This window comes from Croceitalea sp. MTPC5 (genome assembly GCF_036985505.1).
GTDB lineage: Bacteria > Bacteroidota > Bacteroidia > Flavobacteriales > Flavobacteriaceae > Croceitalea.
Genome location: NZ_BTGQ01000004.1, coordinates 486,453 through 504,876 on the forward strand (window position 1 = coordinate 486,453; position 18,424 = coordinate 504,876).

Genomic DNA, 18,424 nt, shown 5'->3' on the forward strand with positions numbered 1-18,424 from the left:
TACATGCAAAACCCACTTCTTGAATCATTTGATCTAGCCCCTTTTTCTAAAATAAAGAACGAACACTTTAAACCTGCTTTTTTACAGGCCATTGCTGAGGCGAGGGCAGAAATCGCTGCGATTACGAATAGCAAAGAACCAGCCAATTTTGAAAACACTATTGAGGCCTTGGAGTTTTCTGGACAACAATTAGACAGGGTTTCCAGTGTCTTTTTTAATCTAAACTCGGCTGAGACGAACCATGAAATGCAAAAAATCGCGCAAGAAGTATCCCCGCTTCTTTCAGAGTTCAGCAATGATATTACGCTTAATGAAGATTTGTTCCTCAGAATTAAAACGGTTTACGGGCAAAGGGAAAAATTGGACTTGAATACCGAGCAGCAGACCCTGCTCGAAAAAAAATATAAAAGTTTTAGCCGTAATGGGGCCAATCTTGATGAAGACAGTAAAAAAAGGCTTCGAGAAATTGACACCGAACTCGCTAAACTTAAGCTCAAATTTGGAGAGAATGTTTTAGCCGAAACGAATAATTATGAGCTTCACCTTACGGATGAACAAGAATTGGAAGGACTACCGGATGGCGCCAAGGAGGCTGCCGCACAATTGGCGAAATCGAAAAACAAACAAGGCTGGGTAATTACCCTAGACTATCCGAGTTATATCCCCTTCATGAAATATGCCAAGAACCGTGACTTACGTAAAGAACTTTCCTTGGCATTCGGAAGCAAGGGATTTAAAGGTAACGAATTCGATAACCAAGAACAGGTACTCGAAATAGCAAAATTACGCTATGAGCGTGCCAACTTACTGGGTTATGACACCCATGCGCATTTTGTTTTAGAGGAACGCATGGCAGAAACACCTGAAAAAGTGCACAAATTCTTGGGGGAACTTTTAGAAAAAGCAAAACCTGCTGCGGATAGGGAATTCAAACAAATGGCTGATTTTGCCAAGGACCTTGATGGTATTACCACATTTCAAAAATGGGATAGCGCTTACTACGGTGAAAAATTAAAACAACGCCTTTTCAGCTTGGATGATGAAAAGCTGAAACCCTATTTTAAATTAGAAAATGTAATTGAAGGGGTCTTCAAAGTAGCCGAAAAATTATTCGACCTTACGTTTAAGGAAGTTTTTGATGTTGACACCTACCATAAGGATGTTAAAACGTATCAAGTGCACGATATGAATAAAAATCCGGTCGCTTTTTTCTATGCCGATTTTCATCCAAGAAAAGGAAAAAGGGGCGGTGCTTGGATGACTTCTTTTAAACCACAATATCATAAAGATGGAAAAAATGTGCGACCCCATATCGCTAACGTCTGCAACTTTACCCCATCTACTGACACCAAACCATCATTGTTGACCTTTAATGAGGTGACCACCTTATTTCATGAGTTCGGGCATGCACTGCACGGTATGTTGGCAAACACCAGTTATCCAAGCCTTTCTGGCACTTCGGTCTATTGGGATTTTGTTGAACTACCCAGTCAAATTTTAGAAAATTGGTGTTACGAAAAAGAAGCCTTGGAACTTTTTGCCAAACATTATGAGACCGGGGAGACCATTCCAATGGAATTGATAGACAAAATAAAAGCGTCCGCCACTTTTCAAGAGGGAATGCAAACTTTACGACAACTTAGTTTTGGCCTTTTGGATATGTCTTGGCATGGTTTAAACCCTACTCAAATTACCGATGTAAAAGAGCATGAAAGCAAGGCGTTTGAAGGTACTATGCTATACCCAGACACTTCAGAAACTTGCATGAGTACCGCTTTTGCCCATATTTTTCAAGGTGGGTATTCTTCTGGATATTATAGTTATAAATGGGCCGAGGTATTGGATGCGGATGCCTTTGCTTATTTTAAGGAAAACGGGATTTTCAATAAAGAAATCGCCAATAAGTTCAAAGAACATGTTCTTTCAAAGGGAGGCACCGAAAATCCAATGGAATTGTACAAACGTTTTAGGGGTTCAGCACCCAATATCAAGGCCTTATTGGAACGTTCAGGGCTATTACAGGCTTCTTAAAATCAATAAATGCGATTTACCGCTAAGCATTAAATCGCATTTTTATCTTCGTTGAAGCTATTGACTTCATAGAAACTTTACCATTAATAGAGATTAGTGTCCGTGACATAATTCAGGTCAACGTCAAACTTGTTCAAATAGCGTATGGAGGCCCCTTCCAACAAGTGTTCCTCAGCACTCAATATCACATTGTCATCAAAATCAAAAAGTTTAATGGCCAGAGTACTATCCTTTTTATTTACCAAAACATTTTTGACCCTATTATCTTGATATCGTGGCATCAAAAGCACAGATCCCGAAATTAACTTCCCCTTCTCGAAAATGGCTTCATATTGTTGTTTTCCCGTTTTATCATACCGAATCACTTTACCGTCAAGACTCGCATTTGAAAGGGTGTAGCCCAATCTTTTTTTATCGGAATCTTTATAATATGCAGTGGATCTTACTTCACCATTACCGCTATACAAGGTAATCGTCTTGCCCTGGCCGTCGTATTTCACTTGTTTGATCAACTGACCATTCTTGTAGGTTTCCATATTAGGATTTTTGCCATAGTAGCTATCTAAAATTCTGGTACCGTCTACAGGCAATCCTTCTCGATAAGTAATCTCGGCAAACACCTTCCCTAGCTCATTGTAATACAAGGTCTTACCGTTAAGTTTTCCATCACTATAATTTTCGGCTTTCTTTAGATTACCCATGTAATCGTAATAGTTGAAAGTACCCGTTTCTTTATCAGCTACGAATTGCCCTTCTTCTAGAATACGTTGGTCATAATCCAATTTTTGATACCTTCCATTGCGTTTACCTCCTTTCAAGGTATATCGTTTTCTTTTGTCCTTATCGTACCAAGTACCTTCCCAAGGGCTACTATCTTTATAGGTGACCTTGCCTAAGACCGCTCCATTAGCATCATAGAAAGTTCCGCAACAATCAACATCGATCTCTTCAACGAGTATGGGGTTGATATTACCATATCCATTACTTTTTCCATAATCATATCGCTTTAATGCGACGATTTTTCCATTCTTACGCTCTTCCATAAGCCGCAGATGATCTGAATCGCCAAAAAACTCGAAGTACTTTCCTTCTTTCTTTTCAAAATCATAGGTACCTATCTGCTCCCCTTGGTCGTTATAAAATGTTCCTTCTGTTTCTTTATAATCTTTGAAATAGATATCGCTCTGTTTCTTGTTGTTGCTGTAGAATTTGATTTCCCTGGTTTTTTTATAGCCATCGGTCCCGTATTCTTCGATTCTTTTAAATGTTCTATACAAATCTTTACCTACCAACCGTTTTCTAAAACTCATACGGTTCACAACGACACCGTCTTTAAAGATTTCAATGCTTGAAATATCACCGTCCGTAGAACTCGTGGTATACCGTTGCCCAGATACAGGTTTGGCATATCCATTCCCATATTCCAACTTCAACTCCCCCAGCACCTTGCCTTGCATATCATAAAAAACCTCACGCTCTTTGGTCTTTTTCGATCTTGGTTTCTCAGATTTAGGATAAAACGTAACCTCTTCAATAAGTTCTCCGCCTTCATATGTCGCTTTTCTATCGTACAAGATCTCGGTGCCATCATAGGGGCGATAATCCTTATAGACCATTCTGGCCATTTCTTCACCTGATTCATCGTAGCTGACCTGTAGTTGACGTGTTCCCTTATCATAGGTGGTCATACTTTTCAACTGACCGTTTTCATGGTAAAACCTGTCTTCACTGATTATACCGTCTACATAACTTCTTGCACTTTGAGTGACACCAGTCTTTTCCCCGCCCTTTCCATAACTGAAGAAAAACTCTGTTCCGTCTTTTTGTTTTAAGCGGTCACCTTCTAGTTCGTACGTTATTTTACCGAGCTGCTTACCAGCTTTCGTAAAGTAGGTTTTTGACCATAGTGGTGTTTTTTCGACCTTTTCGCGAACTTGGCCATTTGGGTAAAACGAAGATGATATCAACAGCTGACCAGATGGATAGTAGTTGATTTCCCTAATCCTCATGGGGTTATAATAATAGAACACCTCAACACCCTTGTAATACCCATTGGGCAGTAGCACGCGTTCACCGATTAATTTTCCACCCTTATCGTAGTACTTCGACAAACCTCTTGGTCGCTCTTTCGTACCGTAATATTCATAACGAATTCCATTGATATCCTTCTCATAACTAATCTCTACCAGCGAATCTTCAACCCGTTCTGTGTACATTTGAAGTGTACCCATTGGGGAGTTTCTCTTACCTGACACAAAATAACCATTGGCATATTTTGAAATGAGCTTTTGACCATTTAAATAAGTGACGAACTCACCTTCAAGACGGTTATCTTTATAATTACCTTGCTGAAAAATACTGCCATCTTCATTATACCAAGTAACGACCCCCTGCCAAATATCCTTTTCACGACTTGTTGAGGTGGCAGTCATTTGTAGTTGGCCCGAAACATAATAGTCTTTGACCAAATAGACCCCTCCCCTCTCTTTCACCGGTGGGCGATAGAAAGCAGCACTATCTTTCACTGTGGGGATCCACTTTGAATCATAATATAAGGTATCATTCTGGGCCCACGTGATGGTTACGATGAAGAACATGGCCATGCGCACACCGATTTGTAATGTATTTCTTTTGATTTTCATGGTAATCAACACTTTTTATCGACACAAAAATAGGTAATGCGGTCTGGTGGCACACCCCTGAATTCAGTTAATTTAACTTCCTGAAACCAGGGTAGTCGTTAGTTTGAACCAAGAAAAAAACGATAGCTATGGTAACGGTGTAAACCTTTAATATAACAGATCCAACCGATTCCAACAAATCTTACCTACCGATTACTTTTTTCTTCGGGCAACAAATCGTTCTTGAACGGATTTTTGACAAATGGAAATGCAAACTGTCTTAAAAATCCCTTTGGAAAGGAGGCATCTACCAAACCTGTCCCGCTAGGCCATTCTTTACCAGGCAAATAATACGTTCCAAAAATTTTATCGATAAACGGAAACACGACCGCAAAGTTCTTACCATAATGTTCTGGCTCTTTGCAATGGTGCCAATGATGGTATTGTGGGGTCGTAATGATATATTTCAAGAAGCCAAAATTGATATTGGTATTGGCATGGATCAAAACGGCATGGATAGCTATAAAAACAATATACACGTTGAAAGTCAGCGTACTGAACCCCAATACATATAGTGGAATATATGACATACTCCTGGTAAAAAAGATATCTATAAAATGGGTTCGCGAACCAGCCAGCCAATCCATGTTTTCTGTGGAGTGATGAATGGAATGGAATCGCCACAGAAAGTAATGGGAATGGAAAATACGATGTGCCCAGTATTGAAAGAGATCCGTTACGACCAATGCCAACAAAAGCTCTGCAATAAAAGGAAGTCCGTTGACCCATTCATGCACACTTTCGAGGTTCATCCAACCAAAGAATGCCACAGCCGGCTTTTTGGTCAAAACCCCAAAGAGTTGGATTGCCAAATGACTAATGCCAAAATAAATCAGATCGGTACGCCATTCGCCATGAAATTTAGACTGTAATTTATTTTTTGGAAATGCCAGTTCAATGGGTACGAAAATCAAAACCATGACCAAAAGGTCCAATAGCAACCAATCAAGGCCCAGGCTCCAATTTACCTTCTCTACCGCTCGGCCCTCGACTGTCAATCCACCAAGAAATATCGCCATGGCCCCTAAACCTACCCCAATGACCGCAAGTTTTTTGTTTTTGGCAAGCAGTATACTTACCAAAGCAAAAAGAAATGTTGCGATTATGGCACCCAACATCAGGTTTTCCACTATTTCTGCGGTGTAGACCTCCCTAAATTCAGGTGTGGTCAACTGCTCTGGAAATTTGAAACACAATATTCCTGTTACCGAAAGTGCCCCGAGAAAAATGGAAACGGCACCACTTATCTTTCCTTCCCCGATTTGCATTCTTTTGTTTTGGGTCTTCATTATCTTACTTTTAGAGAGAAACCACGAATATCAACGTTTTACACTACTACTTAATTGTCTTATCCATAAAAATAGAATCGTAAAATAGAGCTGTGTTTTTTGATGTTTATCAACGCAAAGCCAACACCCTATCCATTTGTCGTGATCTTCTTGTGATATTTATACCAGAGGTTTGCAAGGTTAAGATATATCACTAACTTAAGCCTTTAATTTTACCTCTAAAATCGTTATGTCATCACACGAATTGCGCCCAGACACATGGATCGATAATTACGCCGATTATCTTTTCAACTATGCCATCACTAGGGTGAGTGATACTGAAATTGCGAAGGATTTGGTTCAAGAGACTTTTTTCGCTGGTTTGAAATCTGCCAAAAACTATAAGGGTGATGCCGCAGAACGCACCTGGTTGATTGCCATTCTCAAACGAAAGGTTATTGACCATTATCGAAAGATAAATTCTAAAAAAGGTAAGGCAGAAGTTCGAATGGGCTATAGTTCAAATTCAGACGAAGAGGGGGATTGGCTAGAAGAAAAGGTAGCCGATCCTTATGGAAAATCAGGTGATGAAACCATTGAAAACCAAGAATTAGGTTTGGCAATCCATGACTGTATCGCTAAATTGCCAAAAAAGCAATCCCTTGTTTTCACCATGAAAACAGTTCAAGGTATGAGTACGGAAGATATTTGTAATGAATTAGGAATTAATGCGTCAAACCTATGGGTGATGATACACAGAGCCCGCACATCACTTATGGGATGTATGAATCAAAATTGGTTTTAATATGATGATTTCTTGTGACGAGGCGTCAAACATTTGTAATAAAAAGCAATATAAGGAAGCTTCTAAATGGCAAGTTTTTAAACTTCGCTTTCATATCTTGTATTGTAAAACATGTTCAAAATTTTCTTCAAAGAATACAAAACTCACTTCGTTGTGCCAGCAGGCCAATTTACATACCATATCCAATGAGGATAAGGAGATGATGAAAAAAGAGTTTGAAAAACAGCTTTAAACTACGGGTATAATCAATTTCAGAATAAGCAATAAAACCATGGGAATTGCCTCTATCCAAAAGGAGGCAAAATATTTTGGTTGTTCTTTTTTGGTCATGAAAATTCCTGCACCGAGTAAGAATGAAGCTAAACAACGGTAGGTCACTTCTAGTGTCGTAAACCCATCCTTAAAAAAAGTTAGGCTAAAAAACAGTATTAAAAGTATGTAACCGAACATCTTGGTTTTAACGATACCCAGCCGTTGGGGAATTGTTTTTAATTCTTTGCTGTCATGGTCTAAATCTCGAATATCAAAAGGCAGTATCAAGACGATGACCAACAAAAAACGTTGAAAAGATAGCACCAAGATATTCAAGGTGAATCCCAATTCACTATCCAATACTTCCAGAATTAACGTACAACCCGTCCAGACTAGGGCCACAAGATAGATTTTTGTTCCATCAAGGCTTCTCAAGTTTTTTGCCTTTGGTAAAAACGGCACCGCATACAACGCAGATAAAAATGCGAAAACAACTATCGCCGACCATAGCTTAGTGTCAAGTTTAAAGAAAAAAAACAACGTTGCGAAAAAGGCCAGAAAACTAAAAAATTGAATTGCTTTTTGATAGCTGCTACGAACGATTATGTATTTTTTCGCCTCGACCCCATATTTAATAAAATTATAACAGACTATAGTGCTACAAAAAAGAAAACCTACCAAGCTCCAATTTGTTGAACCATCCAATAACCCTACTGTTATAAAATACAATGCTACCACCGAAAAAGCCACATGAATACTAGCATCCAAATAAAAGTTGAAAAACAGTCGAAGCACTCGCATTAAACAAAACTAGCTATTCTATTTCGAAGGTTGATTTCTGGTTAAAAACTTTCGGTTCGGTCACTAAAAAACCTGCCTTTTTCCTAGAATTAATACCTAATTTTGGAAACTTTATTTTTTGAAGCTATGAACACAGAAAACTTTGCATTACGCCATATTGGCATTCACGAGGAAGATTTACGTAAAATGTACGAAATCGTTGGCGTAAATCATCTAGATGAACTTATTGACCAGACCATACCAGATGACATTCGTTTGAAAGAAGAGCTACACTTGGCCGATGCGATGAGTGAGCATGAGTTTCTGCATCATCTTCAGACCCTATCTAATGAAAATAAGGTGTTCAAATCATATATCGGGTTAGGATACCATGAGGGGTTGACCCCATCGGTGATCAAACGGAACATTCTGGAAAATCCGGGGTGGTATACCGCTTACACACCGTATCAAGCCGAGATTGCACAAGGCCGATTAGAGGCATTATTAAATTACCAAACCATGGTTTGCGATCTTACCGGCATGGAACTCGCAAACGCTTCCCTTTTAGATGAGAGTACGGCAGCGGCAGAGGCCATGACCATGCTCTATGACCTTCGAAGCAGGTCCCAGAAAAAAAATGGGGTTTTAAAGTTTTTTGTTTCTGAAGCCATTTTACCACAAACGCTGAGCTTACTTCAAACAAGATCGACCCCCCTTGGTATCGAGTTGATTGTGGGCGACCCCCAAGACTTTGATTTCCCTTCTGATTTTTACGGTGCGATCTTGCAATATCCAGAAAAATATGGCCAGGTTCACGACTACTCTGAATTCGTTTCAAAAGCACAACAAAATGATATTAAAGTAGCTGTTGCGGCAGATATTTTAAGTTTAGTAAAATTGACACCACCCGGTGAGTGGGGTGTCGATGTTGTCGTGGGCACCACGCAACGTTTCGGAATCCCCCTGGGGTACGGTGGCCCTCATGCGGCCTTTTTTGCAACAAAAGAAGCGTACAAACGAAACATTCCCGGTAGGATCATTGGATTAACGAAAGATACCGATGGTAATCCTGCACTTCGAATGGCCCTGCAAACCCGAGAACAACATATCAAAAGGGACAAAGCCACTTCGAATATCTGCACGGCACAAGTGCTTTTAGCCGTAATGGCAGGTATGTATGCCGTGTACCATGGCCCTGAAGGGCTAAAATTCATTGCCAACAAAGTACATGATAACGCTAAGCTGGTCGCCCAGCTTCTAGAATCTATGGGTTTTGAACAACTGAACTCACACTTTTTTGATACCATTAGAATAAGGGTAAAGAGCACCCAACAACTAAAGACCAGTGCCGAACTGCGCGGTATCAATTTCAATTATATAGATGATGAGGTGGTATCCATATCGTTGAACGAAGGTTTTCTCGAAAAAGATATCAAACCCTTGATTTCCTGTTTTGCAGAATCACAAGGGCTATCTGATGAAGTGACTTATCCTGAAGAACTAAAAAATGTTATTCCTTCCAAGATAAAGCGAGCTTCCACTTTCATGCAACAACCCGTTTTCAACAGTTACCACTCTGAAACGGAGCTCATGCGCTATATTAAAAAATTAGAGCGTAAAGATTTGGCCTTAAACCATTCTATGATAGCATTGGGCAGTTGTACCATGAAATTGAATGCAGCTACGCAAATGCTACCTTTAAGTTGGGCGAACTGGGGCAATATCCACCCCTTTGTGCCTCTTGACCAAGCCAAAGGCTACCAACTGGTCTTAAAAGAATTGGAAGAGCAGTTGAATATTATCACCGGCTTTGCCGCTACTTCCTTACAACCGAATTCGGGTGCCCAAGGAGAGTATGCCGGCTTAATGACCATTCGTGCATATCATGAGGATCGGGGTGAGGCCCATCGTAACATCTGTATCATTCCGGCATCGGCACACGGTACCAATCCGGCTTCCGCGGTCATGGCAGGGATGCAGGTTGTGGTCACTAAAACCGATGAAAAAGGAAATATTGATGTCGTTGATCTAGAAGAAAAAGTAATTGCCCATTCGAACAATTTGGCCGCCTTAATGGTGACCTATCCTTCTACACATGGGGTATTTGAGTCATCAATACGATATATCACCAAATTGATTCATGATCATGGGGGTCAAGTCTATATGGATGGTGCCAACATGAATGCCCAAGTCGGACTAACGAATCCGGCTACCATTGGCGCCGATGTATGCCACCTTAACCTTCATAAGACCTTCTCGATACCCCATGGAGGTGGAGGGCCCGGCGTAGGCCCCATTTGTGTGGCTGAACAATTAAAACCCTTTTTGCCCTCAAATCCAATCATTAAAACAGGTGGTAAACATGCCATCACTGCAATTTCAGGAGCACCATGGGGAAGCGCATTGGTTTGTCTAATTTCATATGGTTACATTAAAATGCTCGGGGGCAAAGGTGTTACCGATGCGACTAAAATCTCAATTCTTAATGCCAATTATATCAAAGAACGCCTAAACGGCAAGTATGATGTATTGTACACCGGTGAACAGGGTCGGGCTGCCCATGAAATGATCATTGATTGCAGACCGTTCAAAGCCCATGGCATTGAGGTAACCGATATTGCCAAACGTCTAATGGATTATGGCTTTCATGCCCCCACGGTGTCCTTTCCGGTTGCAGGAACCATGATGATAGAACCGACCGAAAGCGAAAGCCTTGCTGAACTGGATAGATTTTGCGAAGCAATGCTTTCGATAAGACAAGAAATCGATGGGGTGAATGCAGATAATCCCGACAACGTTTTAAAAAATGCGCCCCATACATTAGCGATGGTTACCAGTGATGATTGGAAGTTTCCCTATAGTCGCGAGAAAGCAGCGTTTCCATTGGCTTTCGTTAGCGAAAATAAATTTTGGCCCACGGTAAGACGGACCGATGAAGCTTTTGGGGATCGTAATCTTATCTGCACTTGCACTCCTATTGAAGCTTATGCAGAAGCATAAGAAACCCTTTAGAATATAGCGAAAAAGCCCATTCCCTAAATTTATGGAGTGGGTTTTTCTTTTAACAAAGTATTTTTTTTTGGATTGGATATCATATAAATTTATTATGCATGCATAATAATTAACCTTGATTGTATTAACTTTCAACAAATTAAAGCCACACTAACACTCCATTACATGAAAATAGGAATCACCGGAACCGGAAGTTATTTACCGGAGGTCATTACGAAAAACGAAGACTTTTTAGAACATCGTTTTTTAGGGACCGATGGCAATCAATTTGAGCATTCGAATGAAACCATCATTGAAAAGTTCAAAGCCATTACGGGTATCGAAGAAAGGCGGTATGCCCCACCTGAGCTCAAAACCTCAGACCTGGGCTTTCTTGCCGCCGAAAAAGCGATCCAAGATGCAGGCATTGATAAAGAAACCCTTGACTATATCATTTTTGCACACAATTTTGGGGACGTTGAAAATGGCAAAATACAAGGCGATACGTTACCCTCACTTGCTACCAGGGTAAAACACCTACTCAAAATAAAAAATACATCATGCGTAGCTTATGACATGTTATTTGGTTGCCCAGGTTGGATAGAGGCCCTGATTCAGGCCAAGGCATACATTCAATGTGGAATGGCTAAAAAATGTTTGGTCATCGGAGGGGAAACGCTTTCTAGGGTTATTGATCCGCATGATCGTGACAGTATGATTTTCGCTGACGGAGCTGGTGCCTGTATCTTGGAAGCAGATGGCGACTATGGGGAAATATTGAGCCATGCAAGCCAGACCCACGCCAATGGTGAGGCCTATTATCTATATTTTGATAAAACCAATGATCAGGAAGGCTGCTCTGATACCCGGTACATAAAAATGAATGGACGAAAAATCTACGAGTTTGCATGTAATCATGTTCCGCAGGCGATGGCTGATTGCCTAAATAAAAGTGGGGTCGCCATTGAAGGGGTCAAGAAGGTATTCATACATCAGGCCAATGAAAAAATGGATGAGGCCATTATCAAAAGATTCTACCGTTTATACGGAAAACAAGCGCCCGAAACCGTCATGCCGATGATAATCCAAGAAATGGGTAATAATTCGGTAGCAACCGTCCCAATTTTATTTGATAGGGTTAGAAAAGGAAAAGTGGAAAACCATGGTCTTCAAAAAGGGGATGTTGTAATTTTTGCCAGTGTTGGTGCAGGAATGAACATCAATGCCGTGGTCTATCGGGTCTAATGACCTAAGATATTGCATTGCACCCCTTGATTATATGGATGATGCCCCTTAACTTCTTATGGTTTTTGGATTTTCTTAGATTTTCTTGTTTAAATTTTGGATTTTTACAGCATGTACGAAGGTAAATATCCGCACAAGCGCTATCGAATAACCTTAGAATTCTTAAAAAAGCACATTGATAAAAAAACTGCTATTTTAGATTTGGGTGTCGAAAACCCATTTTCTGAAATCTTAAAAAAAGAAGGGTATACCGTAAGCAATACCGCAGGCGAGGATTTAGATTTAAATTTTTCCACAATAAAGAACTCAAATGCCCAGGTCGTGACGGCGTTCGAAATTTTCGAACATCTCATCGCCCCGTTCAATGTATTAAGGGAAATTAAGGGTGACAAGCTCGTCGCAAGCATACCGTTACGGTTGTGGTTCGCTTCGGCCTATAGAAGCAAGACGGACCCTTGGGATAGGCATTATCATGAATTTGAAGATTGGCAATTTGATTGGTTACTTGAAAAATCAGGTTGGAAAATCGTTGATTCCGTAAAATGGACAAATCCGACAAAGAAGATTGGTCTCAGACCCTTACTTCGTTATTTCACCAATAGGTACTACTTGGTATATGCCGAGCGAAACGACACCCATGAGGTAGCGAACATCAAATAAGTCGCCTTTTTTGGAATATGTAATTTCTTTTTTGGAATTTTAGCGAATGCATATCAGCATTATTATTCCCGCACACAATGAAGAACAATACCTAGCGGATTGTTTGACTTCCATGGTGGAACAAAGCCAACCGCCTGACGAACTCTTGATCATAGACGACAACTCAACGGACAACACCTATACGATTGCTTCAGATTTTGCCTCAAAACATCTGTGGATACGGGTCTTTAAGAGACAGGGCGAAAGTAATGGGCATATTCCAGGAAAGAAGGTAGTCGACACGTTCAATTATGGGTTAAAGCATGTTTTGGATTACGATTTGCTTGGTAAATTCGATGCGGATATCGTACTGCCTAAAAATTACTTTGAACAAATGCGCAATCATTTTCAGGGCAATTGGAAACTCGGTCTATGCTCCGGACTGCTATTTATAAAGAAAAACGACAAATGGCTCTATGAAAATATTGCAAACAAAGATCATGTACGCGGACCTATAAAACTATATCACAAAGCCTGTTTTAACAAGATTGGAGGATTACGACCCGCTACCGGTTGGGATACTGTAGATACCCTTTTGGCAAAATACCACGATTTTGAGGTCTTGACAGATGAAAACCTGAAAGTAAAACACCTTCGACCAACCGGTCATGGATACACCACCAAAAATCATCGTGCCAAGGGCAAAGCGCTTTTTAAGATGAGATACGGCATAGTTCTGGCGAAACTCACCGCCTTAAAGATGGCCTGGCAGGCCCGAAGTGCAAGGTTATACCTTCAAACCATGTTCGGGTACCTCGAAGCCTTCTTTAGAAACAGTCCGCGTTTTGTAACCAAACCTGAGGGAAAATTTATACGAAATTACCGATGGAAAGGAATCTTAAAAAAGATAGCCTAATCCAAAACCTCAACAATTGGCTTTCCTGTAGTTCCATTTGGGTAAGCGACACCCAACATAATTGCAATGGTAGGGGCAATATCGGGTATTTCGGTTCTTGAAACGGTCTCCCCCTTTTTGATACCATTGCCATAAAACAACAATGGAACATGGGTATCATAGATCATTGGTGACCCGTGGGTAGAACCTGTACTCCCATAAGAGATATGGGCAGGTTTCGGAACGAATAAGACATCACCGGAACGTTTTTGATGCCATCCATTTTGTAAAATATAGGGAATACCATGGGTATAGTCATTCTGCCACATTTGATACCCGGTAAACACTTTATCCATGTCATCGTATCGCAGTAGTTCTGCAGCGATTTCTTCTTGAACGTCATCTAAATCCATATCAAGATTCGAAATCACCTTATGGTCTAGAAATACTTGATAATTACTGATACTTTTAATGATATCGGTAGTGCCAAAACGATATTCCACAAATTTTGTGAACTCCTCCTTTATTTCGCCATAGTCCAAATATCCAGCAGGTATTTTGACATCCTTTAGATAGCTAGGCACATTTATCGCGCCATGGTCAGCAGTCAAAAATAGGGTATAAGAACCCTTTCCGACCTCAGCATCCAAAGTGTTCAACAGGCGCTCCAAATCCATATCAAGACGAATGTAGGTATCTTGTATCTCCTTTGAGTTCACCCCAAATTTATGCCCGATATAGTCCGTACTGGAATAACTTATGGCTAGAAAATCTGTAACATTGTCGATACCCAGACCTTCGTTCTCTAAGGCCGCAATGGCAAAATCGGTGGTAAGGCTATTCCCATAAGGGGTGTACTTGATAATCTCGAAATCTTCGGTCTTACTCAATAGGTTTGGAGTACTATGGGGCAAGGACGGACTTGACTCGGTTTCAAAAAGACCTTCGTAGGTGTTATTATCCGTCCCACTTTCAACATACAAGTCAATATCTTTTAGTGTATTCCAATCCTTTTTATACTCCTTTATCGTTCCCGAGGCATTAAATGTAGTTACCCAATCAGGAAGCTTATCCATGTAATAAGTACTGGTTATCCATTTTCCCGTATTACCCCCTTCAAACCAATAGGCCGCATTTGCGGTATGACCACCGGGTAAGACCGCACCTCTATCTTTAAGGGCGACCGCAATGGTCTTCCCCCGCATTTGGGTATGCAATCGCAATTGATCCGGTAAGGTTGTGGTCAATAGGTTACGGGGCGACATTCTACCGCCTTCGGAATTTGTACCCACAGTTTCATAATTTTCATCGGAAGCGCAATAGATATCTTTATCCGTTTGCTTATCAAACCAGTTATTACCGATAATACCATGGCTTGACGGTGTCGCGCCGGTATAGACGGAAGCATGCCCTGGCCCCGTGCTGGTAGGCGCATAATTGAAGTGGTTATTTTTGCAGTTGAAGCCCTGGGTCGCCATTCGTTTGAAACCACCTTCACCGTAATGGTTCCAAAAACGGGTCAGATAATCATAGCGCATTTGATCGACCACAATGCCCACTATAAGCTTCGGTGGAGCCTCAACAGTACTTACTTCAGGGGGTGTATTATTTTTTTTTCTACGTTGTCCCATAGTCCAATGTGCGGTCATTACCAGTGAAACAAGTAGTAAAAGGGTGGTTTTTCTCATTTTGGATAAAATTATGAACTGCACAAAGCTATCGAATTACTTTGGCTAAAAAATTAAATCAAGGTTAAATACAAACCAATATTAGTATTTTTACGTTCGAAGCAGAATTTGAATGCATGGGTTACATAGCGGCGATTGGTAAGTACTTTCTTATGGTATGGGAGGTTTTTAGGAAACCAACCAAATGGCGTATCATGAGATCGCTTATTTTAAAGGAAATCGATGAATTGGTCTTTGGGTCAATGGGCATCATCATTTTCATTGCTTTTTTTATCGGTGGTGTCGTCACCATTCAGACCGCGCTCAACCTCACCAGCCCGTTTCTACCGAAGAGCCTTATTGGTTTTGCGACCAGACAATCGGTGATTCTTGAATTTGCCCCGACCTTTACTTCCATTATCATGGTAGGGAAGGTAGGTTCTTACATTACCTCAAGTATTGGGACTATGCGGGTCACCGAGCAGATTGACGCTTTGGAAGTTATGGGGGTAAACTCCCTGAATTATCTGGTTTTCCCCAAAATTATAGCAATGCTATTGTTTCCATTTGCCGTTGCAATCGCTATGTACGTGGGTGTACTTGGTGGATGGGTGGCCGCAGTAGTTGGCGATTATGCCCCGAGCGGTGAATTTATCAAAGGGTTACAAATGGAGTTTATCCCTTTTCATGTTACCTATGCCTTTATCAAAACCTTGGTGTTTGCCTTTATCATCGCTACCGTTCCGTCATATCATGGTTTTTATATGAAAGGTGGGGCTTTAGAAGTAGGTAAGGCAAGTACGACGGCCTTTGTCTGGACGAGTGTTGTTATCATTATTTTGAACTACGTATTAACCCAACTTTTATTAGGCCAATGATTGAGGTAAGCAATGTACATAAATCGTTCGGTGACACCCATGTTCTTAAGGGTATAACCACTTGTTTCGATCAAGGCAAGACCAACTTGATCATTGGACAAAGTGGATCTGGAAAAACAGTATTCCTAAAATGCCTATTGGGCCTTTTTGAACTTGAAGAAGGTAGTATTTGCTATAGTGGACAGGTATATTCAGAATTATCATCAGGTGAGCGTCGTGATTTACGACAAGAGATGGGAATGGTCTTTCAAGGAAGCGCCCTGTTCGATTCGATGACGGTTGAGGAAAATGTAATGTTTCCGATGGATATGTTTACCAAAAAAAGCAAGGGCGAATTAAGGGATAGAGTCGATGAGGTCTTACAACGGGTAAACTTGATCGATGCCCATAAGAAATATCCATCTGAAATATCCGGGGGTATGCAAAAAAGGGTCGCCATCGCCCGGGCAATCGTAATGAATCCGAAGTACCTATTTTGTGACGAACCAAATTCCGGATTGGACCCCAAGACCGCCATCCTTATGGACAACCTGATTCAAGAGATAACCCAAGAGTATAACATCACTACGATAATCAACACCCATGATATGAATTCCGTAATGGAAATTGGGGAAAAAATCATATTCCTAAAAAACGGTTATAAAGAGTGGGAAGGAACCAATAAGGAAATTTTCAAAACCGATAACAAGGCCGTTACGGACTTTGTATATTCTTCAGAACTTTTTAAAAAAGTTCGGCAAATGTATATTGAAGAACGCAATTGACCCAAACCCCGACCTTCTAATACTTCCAATTATCCTTGAAACAACTTCACTGAATTCTAGGGATAGCAGTAAATATCATTCCACTATTTTGACTTGAAGCGTACTATCTTTTAGGCGCACCCTAAGCCATGAGGTCATTTTTTTTAGTTCTCCTTGGCGTTGATCCGATGTTAGTCCCTTTTTGAGCTGCAGCTCAAACAATGCCACGGTATCCAATTTATTAAAATCAGTTTGGATTCGGTTTGAAAATCCTAATCCGACCACATTCTCATAATTGATCTTGGCTTCTGCGCTTATTTCTTGAAAAGGAATGCTCTGCGCTGCATATTTACCCAGATTTGCCACTTCTTCCTCTAAGACCCTTATACGTTCTTCTTTCGTCAACAGCTCTGCTTTTTTTGATTCGTAAAGCTCATTGACATAGTTGAATTTCTGTTCTGAATCATCGCGCCCACCCTGCAAGACCCTTAGATCAGCATCTTTCAATCGGGTATAGGTATTCTTCTTATTGCGCCACATGTTAACGATATTCTCTGGCACTTCTTCCGTACCTAAAATGGCGACTTCAAGGTAAGATCCCAACTTTTCGTCAAAATGGATATCGGTCAAACCATTTTCATAACGACCATTGTCTTTAAATTCATAGATCTCAACAGTGTCCGCTAAAAATTCTTGGGCCTGTTTTAAGAACAACGATTTCTGCAAAACGTTGTAAAAAGTTATCCCCGCGGGAATCATGACAGCCAAGCCTACCACAGAAGCCAATCTGGCAACCAATCTTCGCCTTTTTGAATTGGCATAGCGCACCATTGGAAAACGGAGGTACTTAATGACCAAAAAGGTGGCCAAGGCAATAAATATGGTATTAATGGTAAACAGGTACATGGCACCCAAAGCATAAAGTGGTTTGCCGATGGCCAAGCCAAAACCTACGGTACATAAAGGTGGCATCAAAGCGGTAGCAATGGCCACCCCGAAAATCACACTGGCAATGGTTCCCTTTTTGGCCCTGGCCACCACCAGTGCCAAGCCACCGAAAAAGGCAATCAAGACATCTCGAATATCTGGTGCGGTGCGTGCCAATAACTCAGAAGACTCATCCCGAAGTGGAAAAAAGTAAAAGAACAAAAACGCCGTCAACACACTTAAAACCACCATCACGGCAAAGTTTTTAAGGGAGCGGCGTAACATATCAATGTCATTTATGGCCAACGACATGCCCATGCCCAATATAGGGCCCATCAACGGAGAAATCAACATTGCCCCTATGACAACGGCTGTTGAGTTGGCATTCAAACCAATGGATGCAATAAAAATAGAACAAACAAGAATCCAAGAAGTGTGTCCTTTGAAAGGGATATCGGCAATAATCGATTCTTTTGTAGCAACAGGGTCCGTATTGCTGCGAATCTCTAAAAGTTCGAATAAAAACTTTTGGGCACTACCCAAAAGACCCTTAAAGTCTTTTTTTATTTCTTCACTGCTGTCCGCAGCTGAAGGCTTTTCCTCAAATAAATTTTCTCCCATA

The 18,424-nt window shown here is 40.8% G+C and carries 13 protein-coding genes; 8 read left to right on the plus strand and 5 right to left on the minus strand.

Features of this window, described 5'->3' with window-relative positions; translation table 11 throughout:
* Positions 1-3: 3 nt before the first annotated feature.
* Positions 4-2,031: a M3 family metallopeptidase gene (locus tag AACM45_RS14990; RefSeq protein ID WP_339143710.1), complete on the plus strand. Its 2,028-nt coding sequence runs from the start codon at positions 4-6 to the stop codon at positions 2,029-2,031.
* Positions 2,032-2,114: 83 nt separating this feature from the next.
* Here the strand turns inward: AACM45_RS14990 and AACM45_RS14995 are convergent, their stop codons facing one another.
* Together AACM45_RS14995 and AACM45_RS15000 are read right to left on the minus strand one after the other, a co-directional pair.
* Positions 2,115-4,673, minus strand: coding sequence for a toxin-antitoxin system YwqK family antitoxin (locus AACM45_RS14995; RefSeq protein WP_339143712.1), 2,559 nt, complete (start codon positions 4,671-4,673; stop codon positions 2,115-2,117).
* A 185-nt stretch (positions 4,674-4,858) separates the two neighbouring features.
* Complete coding sequence (locus AACM45_RS15000; RefSeq protein ID WP_339143714.1) at positions 4,859-6,001, minus strand: sterol desaturase family protein; 1,143 nt, start codon at positions 5,999-6,001, stop codon at positions 4,859-4,861.
* A gap of 229 nt (positions 6,002-6,230) precedes the next feature.
* Here AACM45_RS15000 and AACM45_RS15005 point away from each other — a divergent pair, with 229 nt between their 5' ends.
* The gene (locus tag AACM45_RS15005; protein WP_339143716.1) at positions 6,231-6,785 is read left to right on the plus strand and encodes a sigma-70 family RNA polymerase sigma factor; all 555 of its coding nucleotides are present in this window, start codon (positions 6,231-6,233) and stop codon (positions 6,783-6,785) included.
* A 228-nt stretch (positions 6,786-7,013) separates the two neighbouring features.
* Here AACM45_RS15005 and AACM45_RS15010 read toward each other — a convergent pair whose 3' ends face one another.
* Complete coding sequence (locus tag AACM45_RS15010; RefSeq protein ID WP_339143718.1) at positions 7,014-7,838, minus strand: hypothetical protein; 825 nt, start codon at positions 7,836-7,838, stop codon at positions 7,014-7,016.
* A gap of 126 nt (positions 7,839-7,964) precedes the next feature.
* Between AACM45_RS15010 and gcvP the strand changes: the two genes are divergently transcribed.
* From gcvP to AACM45_RS15030, 4 genes are all read left to right on the plus strand, one after another.
* The gene (gcvP, locus tag AACM45_RS15015; protein WP_339143719.1) at positions 7,965-10,817 is read left to right on the plus strand and encodes an aminomethyl-transferring glycine dehydrogenase; all 2,853 of its coding nucleotides are present in this window, start codon (positions 7,965-7,967) and stop codon (positions 10,815-10,817) included.
* Positions 10,818-10,994: 177 nt separating this feature from the next.
* Entirely contained in the window at positions 10,995-12,053 is a 1,059-nt protein-coding gene (locus AACM45_RS15020) for a 3-oxoacyl-ACP synthase III family protein (protein ID WP_339143720.1), read from the plus strand.
* Between the two features lie 111 nt (positions 12,054-12,164).
* Positions 12,165-12,713 carry a methyltransferase gene (locus AACM45_RS15025; RefSeq protein ID WP_339143781.1) on the plus strand — a complete coding sequence of 183 codons (549 nt, stop codon included), beginning with the start codon at positions 12,165-12,167 and terminating at the stop codon, positions 12,711-12,713.
* Positions 12,714-12,759: 46 nt separating this feature from the next.
* Positions 12,760-13,608, plus strand: a complete 849-nt coding sequence (locus AACM45_RS15030) for a glycosyltransferase (protein WP_339143721.1) — start codon at positions 12,760-12,762, stop codon at positions 13,606-13,608.
* On the opposite strand, the gene pafA is transcribed toward AACM45_RS15030, so the two are convergent.
* Entirely contained in the window at positions 13,605-15,275 is a 1,671-nt protein-coding gene (gene pafA, locus AACM45_RS15035; RefSeq protein WP_339143722.1) for an alkaline phosphatase PafA, read from the minus strand. The genes AACM45_RS15030 and pafA overlap by 4 nt on opposite strands.
* Positions 15,276-15,391: 116 nt before the next feature.
* On the opposite strand from pafA, the gene AACM45_RS15040 reads away from it, so the two are divergent.
* The gene (locus AACM45_RS15040; protein ID WP_339143723.1) at positions 15,392-16,132 is read left to right on the plus strand and encodes an MlaE family ABC transporter permease; all 741 of its coding nucleotides are present in this window, start codon (positions 15,392-15,394) and stop codon (positions 16,130-16,132) included.
* Complete coding sequence (locus AACM45_RS15045; protein ID WP_339143724.1) at positions 16,129-16,896, plus strand: ABC transporter ATP-binding protein; 768 nt, start codon at positions 16,129-16,131, stop codon at positions 16,894-16,896. The genes AACM45_RS15040 and AACM45_RS15045 overlap by 4 nt, the downstream gene beginning before the upstream one ends.
* Positions 16,897-16,971: 75 nt before the next feature.
* On the opposite strand, the gene AACM45_RS15050 is transcribed toward AACM45_RS15045, so the two are convergent.
* Positions 16,972-18,423 (minus strand): DUF389 domain-containing protein, encoded by a 1,452-nt coding sequence (locus tag AACM45_RS15050; RefSeq protein WP_339143725.1) that lies wholly within the window; start codon positions 18,421-18,423, stop codon positions 16,972-16,974.
* Position 18,424: the final 1 nt, after the last annotated feature.

Coding starts and splice junctions, on each gene's coding strand:
- AACM45_RS15045 (WP_339143724.1), top strand. CDS start 16,129: ATGATTGAGGTAAGCAATGTACATAAATCGTTCGGTGACACCCATGTT.
- AACM45_RS15020 (WP_339143720.1), top strand. CDS start 10,995: ATGAAAATAGGAATCACCGGAACCGGAAGTTATTTACCGGAGGTCATT.
- AACM45_RS15000 (WP_339143714.1), bottom strand. CDS start 6,001: ATGAAGACCCAAAACAAAAGAATGCAAATCGGGGAAGGAAAGATAAGT.
- pafA (WP_339143722.1), bottom strand. CDS start 15,275: ATGAGAAAAACCACCCTTTTACTACTTGTTTCACTGGTAATGACCGCA.
- AACM45_RS15030 (WP_339143721.1), top strand. CDS start 12,760: ATGCATATCAGCATTATTATTCCCGCACACAATGAAGAACAATACCTA.
- AACM45_RS15025 (WP_339143781.1), top strand. CDS start 12,165: ATGTACGAAGGTAAATATCCGCACAAGCGCTATCGAATAACCTTAGAA.
- AACM45_RS15005 (WP_339143716.1), top strand. CDS start 6,231: ATGTCATCACACGAATTGCGCCCAGACACATGGATCGATAATTACGCC.
- AACM45_RS15010 (WP_339143718.1), bottom strand. CDS start 7,838: ATGCGAGTGCTTCGACTGTTTTTCAACTTTTATTTGGATGCTAGTATT.
- AACM45_RS14995 (WP_339143712.1), bottom strand. CDS start 4,673: ATGAAAATCAAAAGAAATACATTACAAATCGGTGTGCGCATGGCCATG.
- gcvP (WP_339143719.1), top strand. CDS start 7,965: ATGAACACAGAAAACTTTGCATTACGCCATATTGGCATTCACGAGGAA.
- AACM45_RS14990 (WP_339143710.1), top strand. CDS start 4: ATGCAAAACCCACTTCTTGAATCATTTGATCTAGCCCCTTTTTCTAAA.
- AACM45_RS15050 (WP_339143725.1), bottom strand. CDS start 18,423: ATGGGAGAAAATTTATTTGAGGAAAAGCCTTCAGCTGCGGACAGCAGT.
- AACM45_RS15040 (WP_339143723.1), top strand. CDS start 15,392: ATGGGTTACATAGCGGCGATTGGTAAGTACTTTCTTATGGTATGGGAG.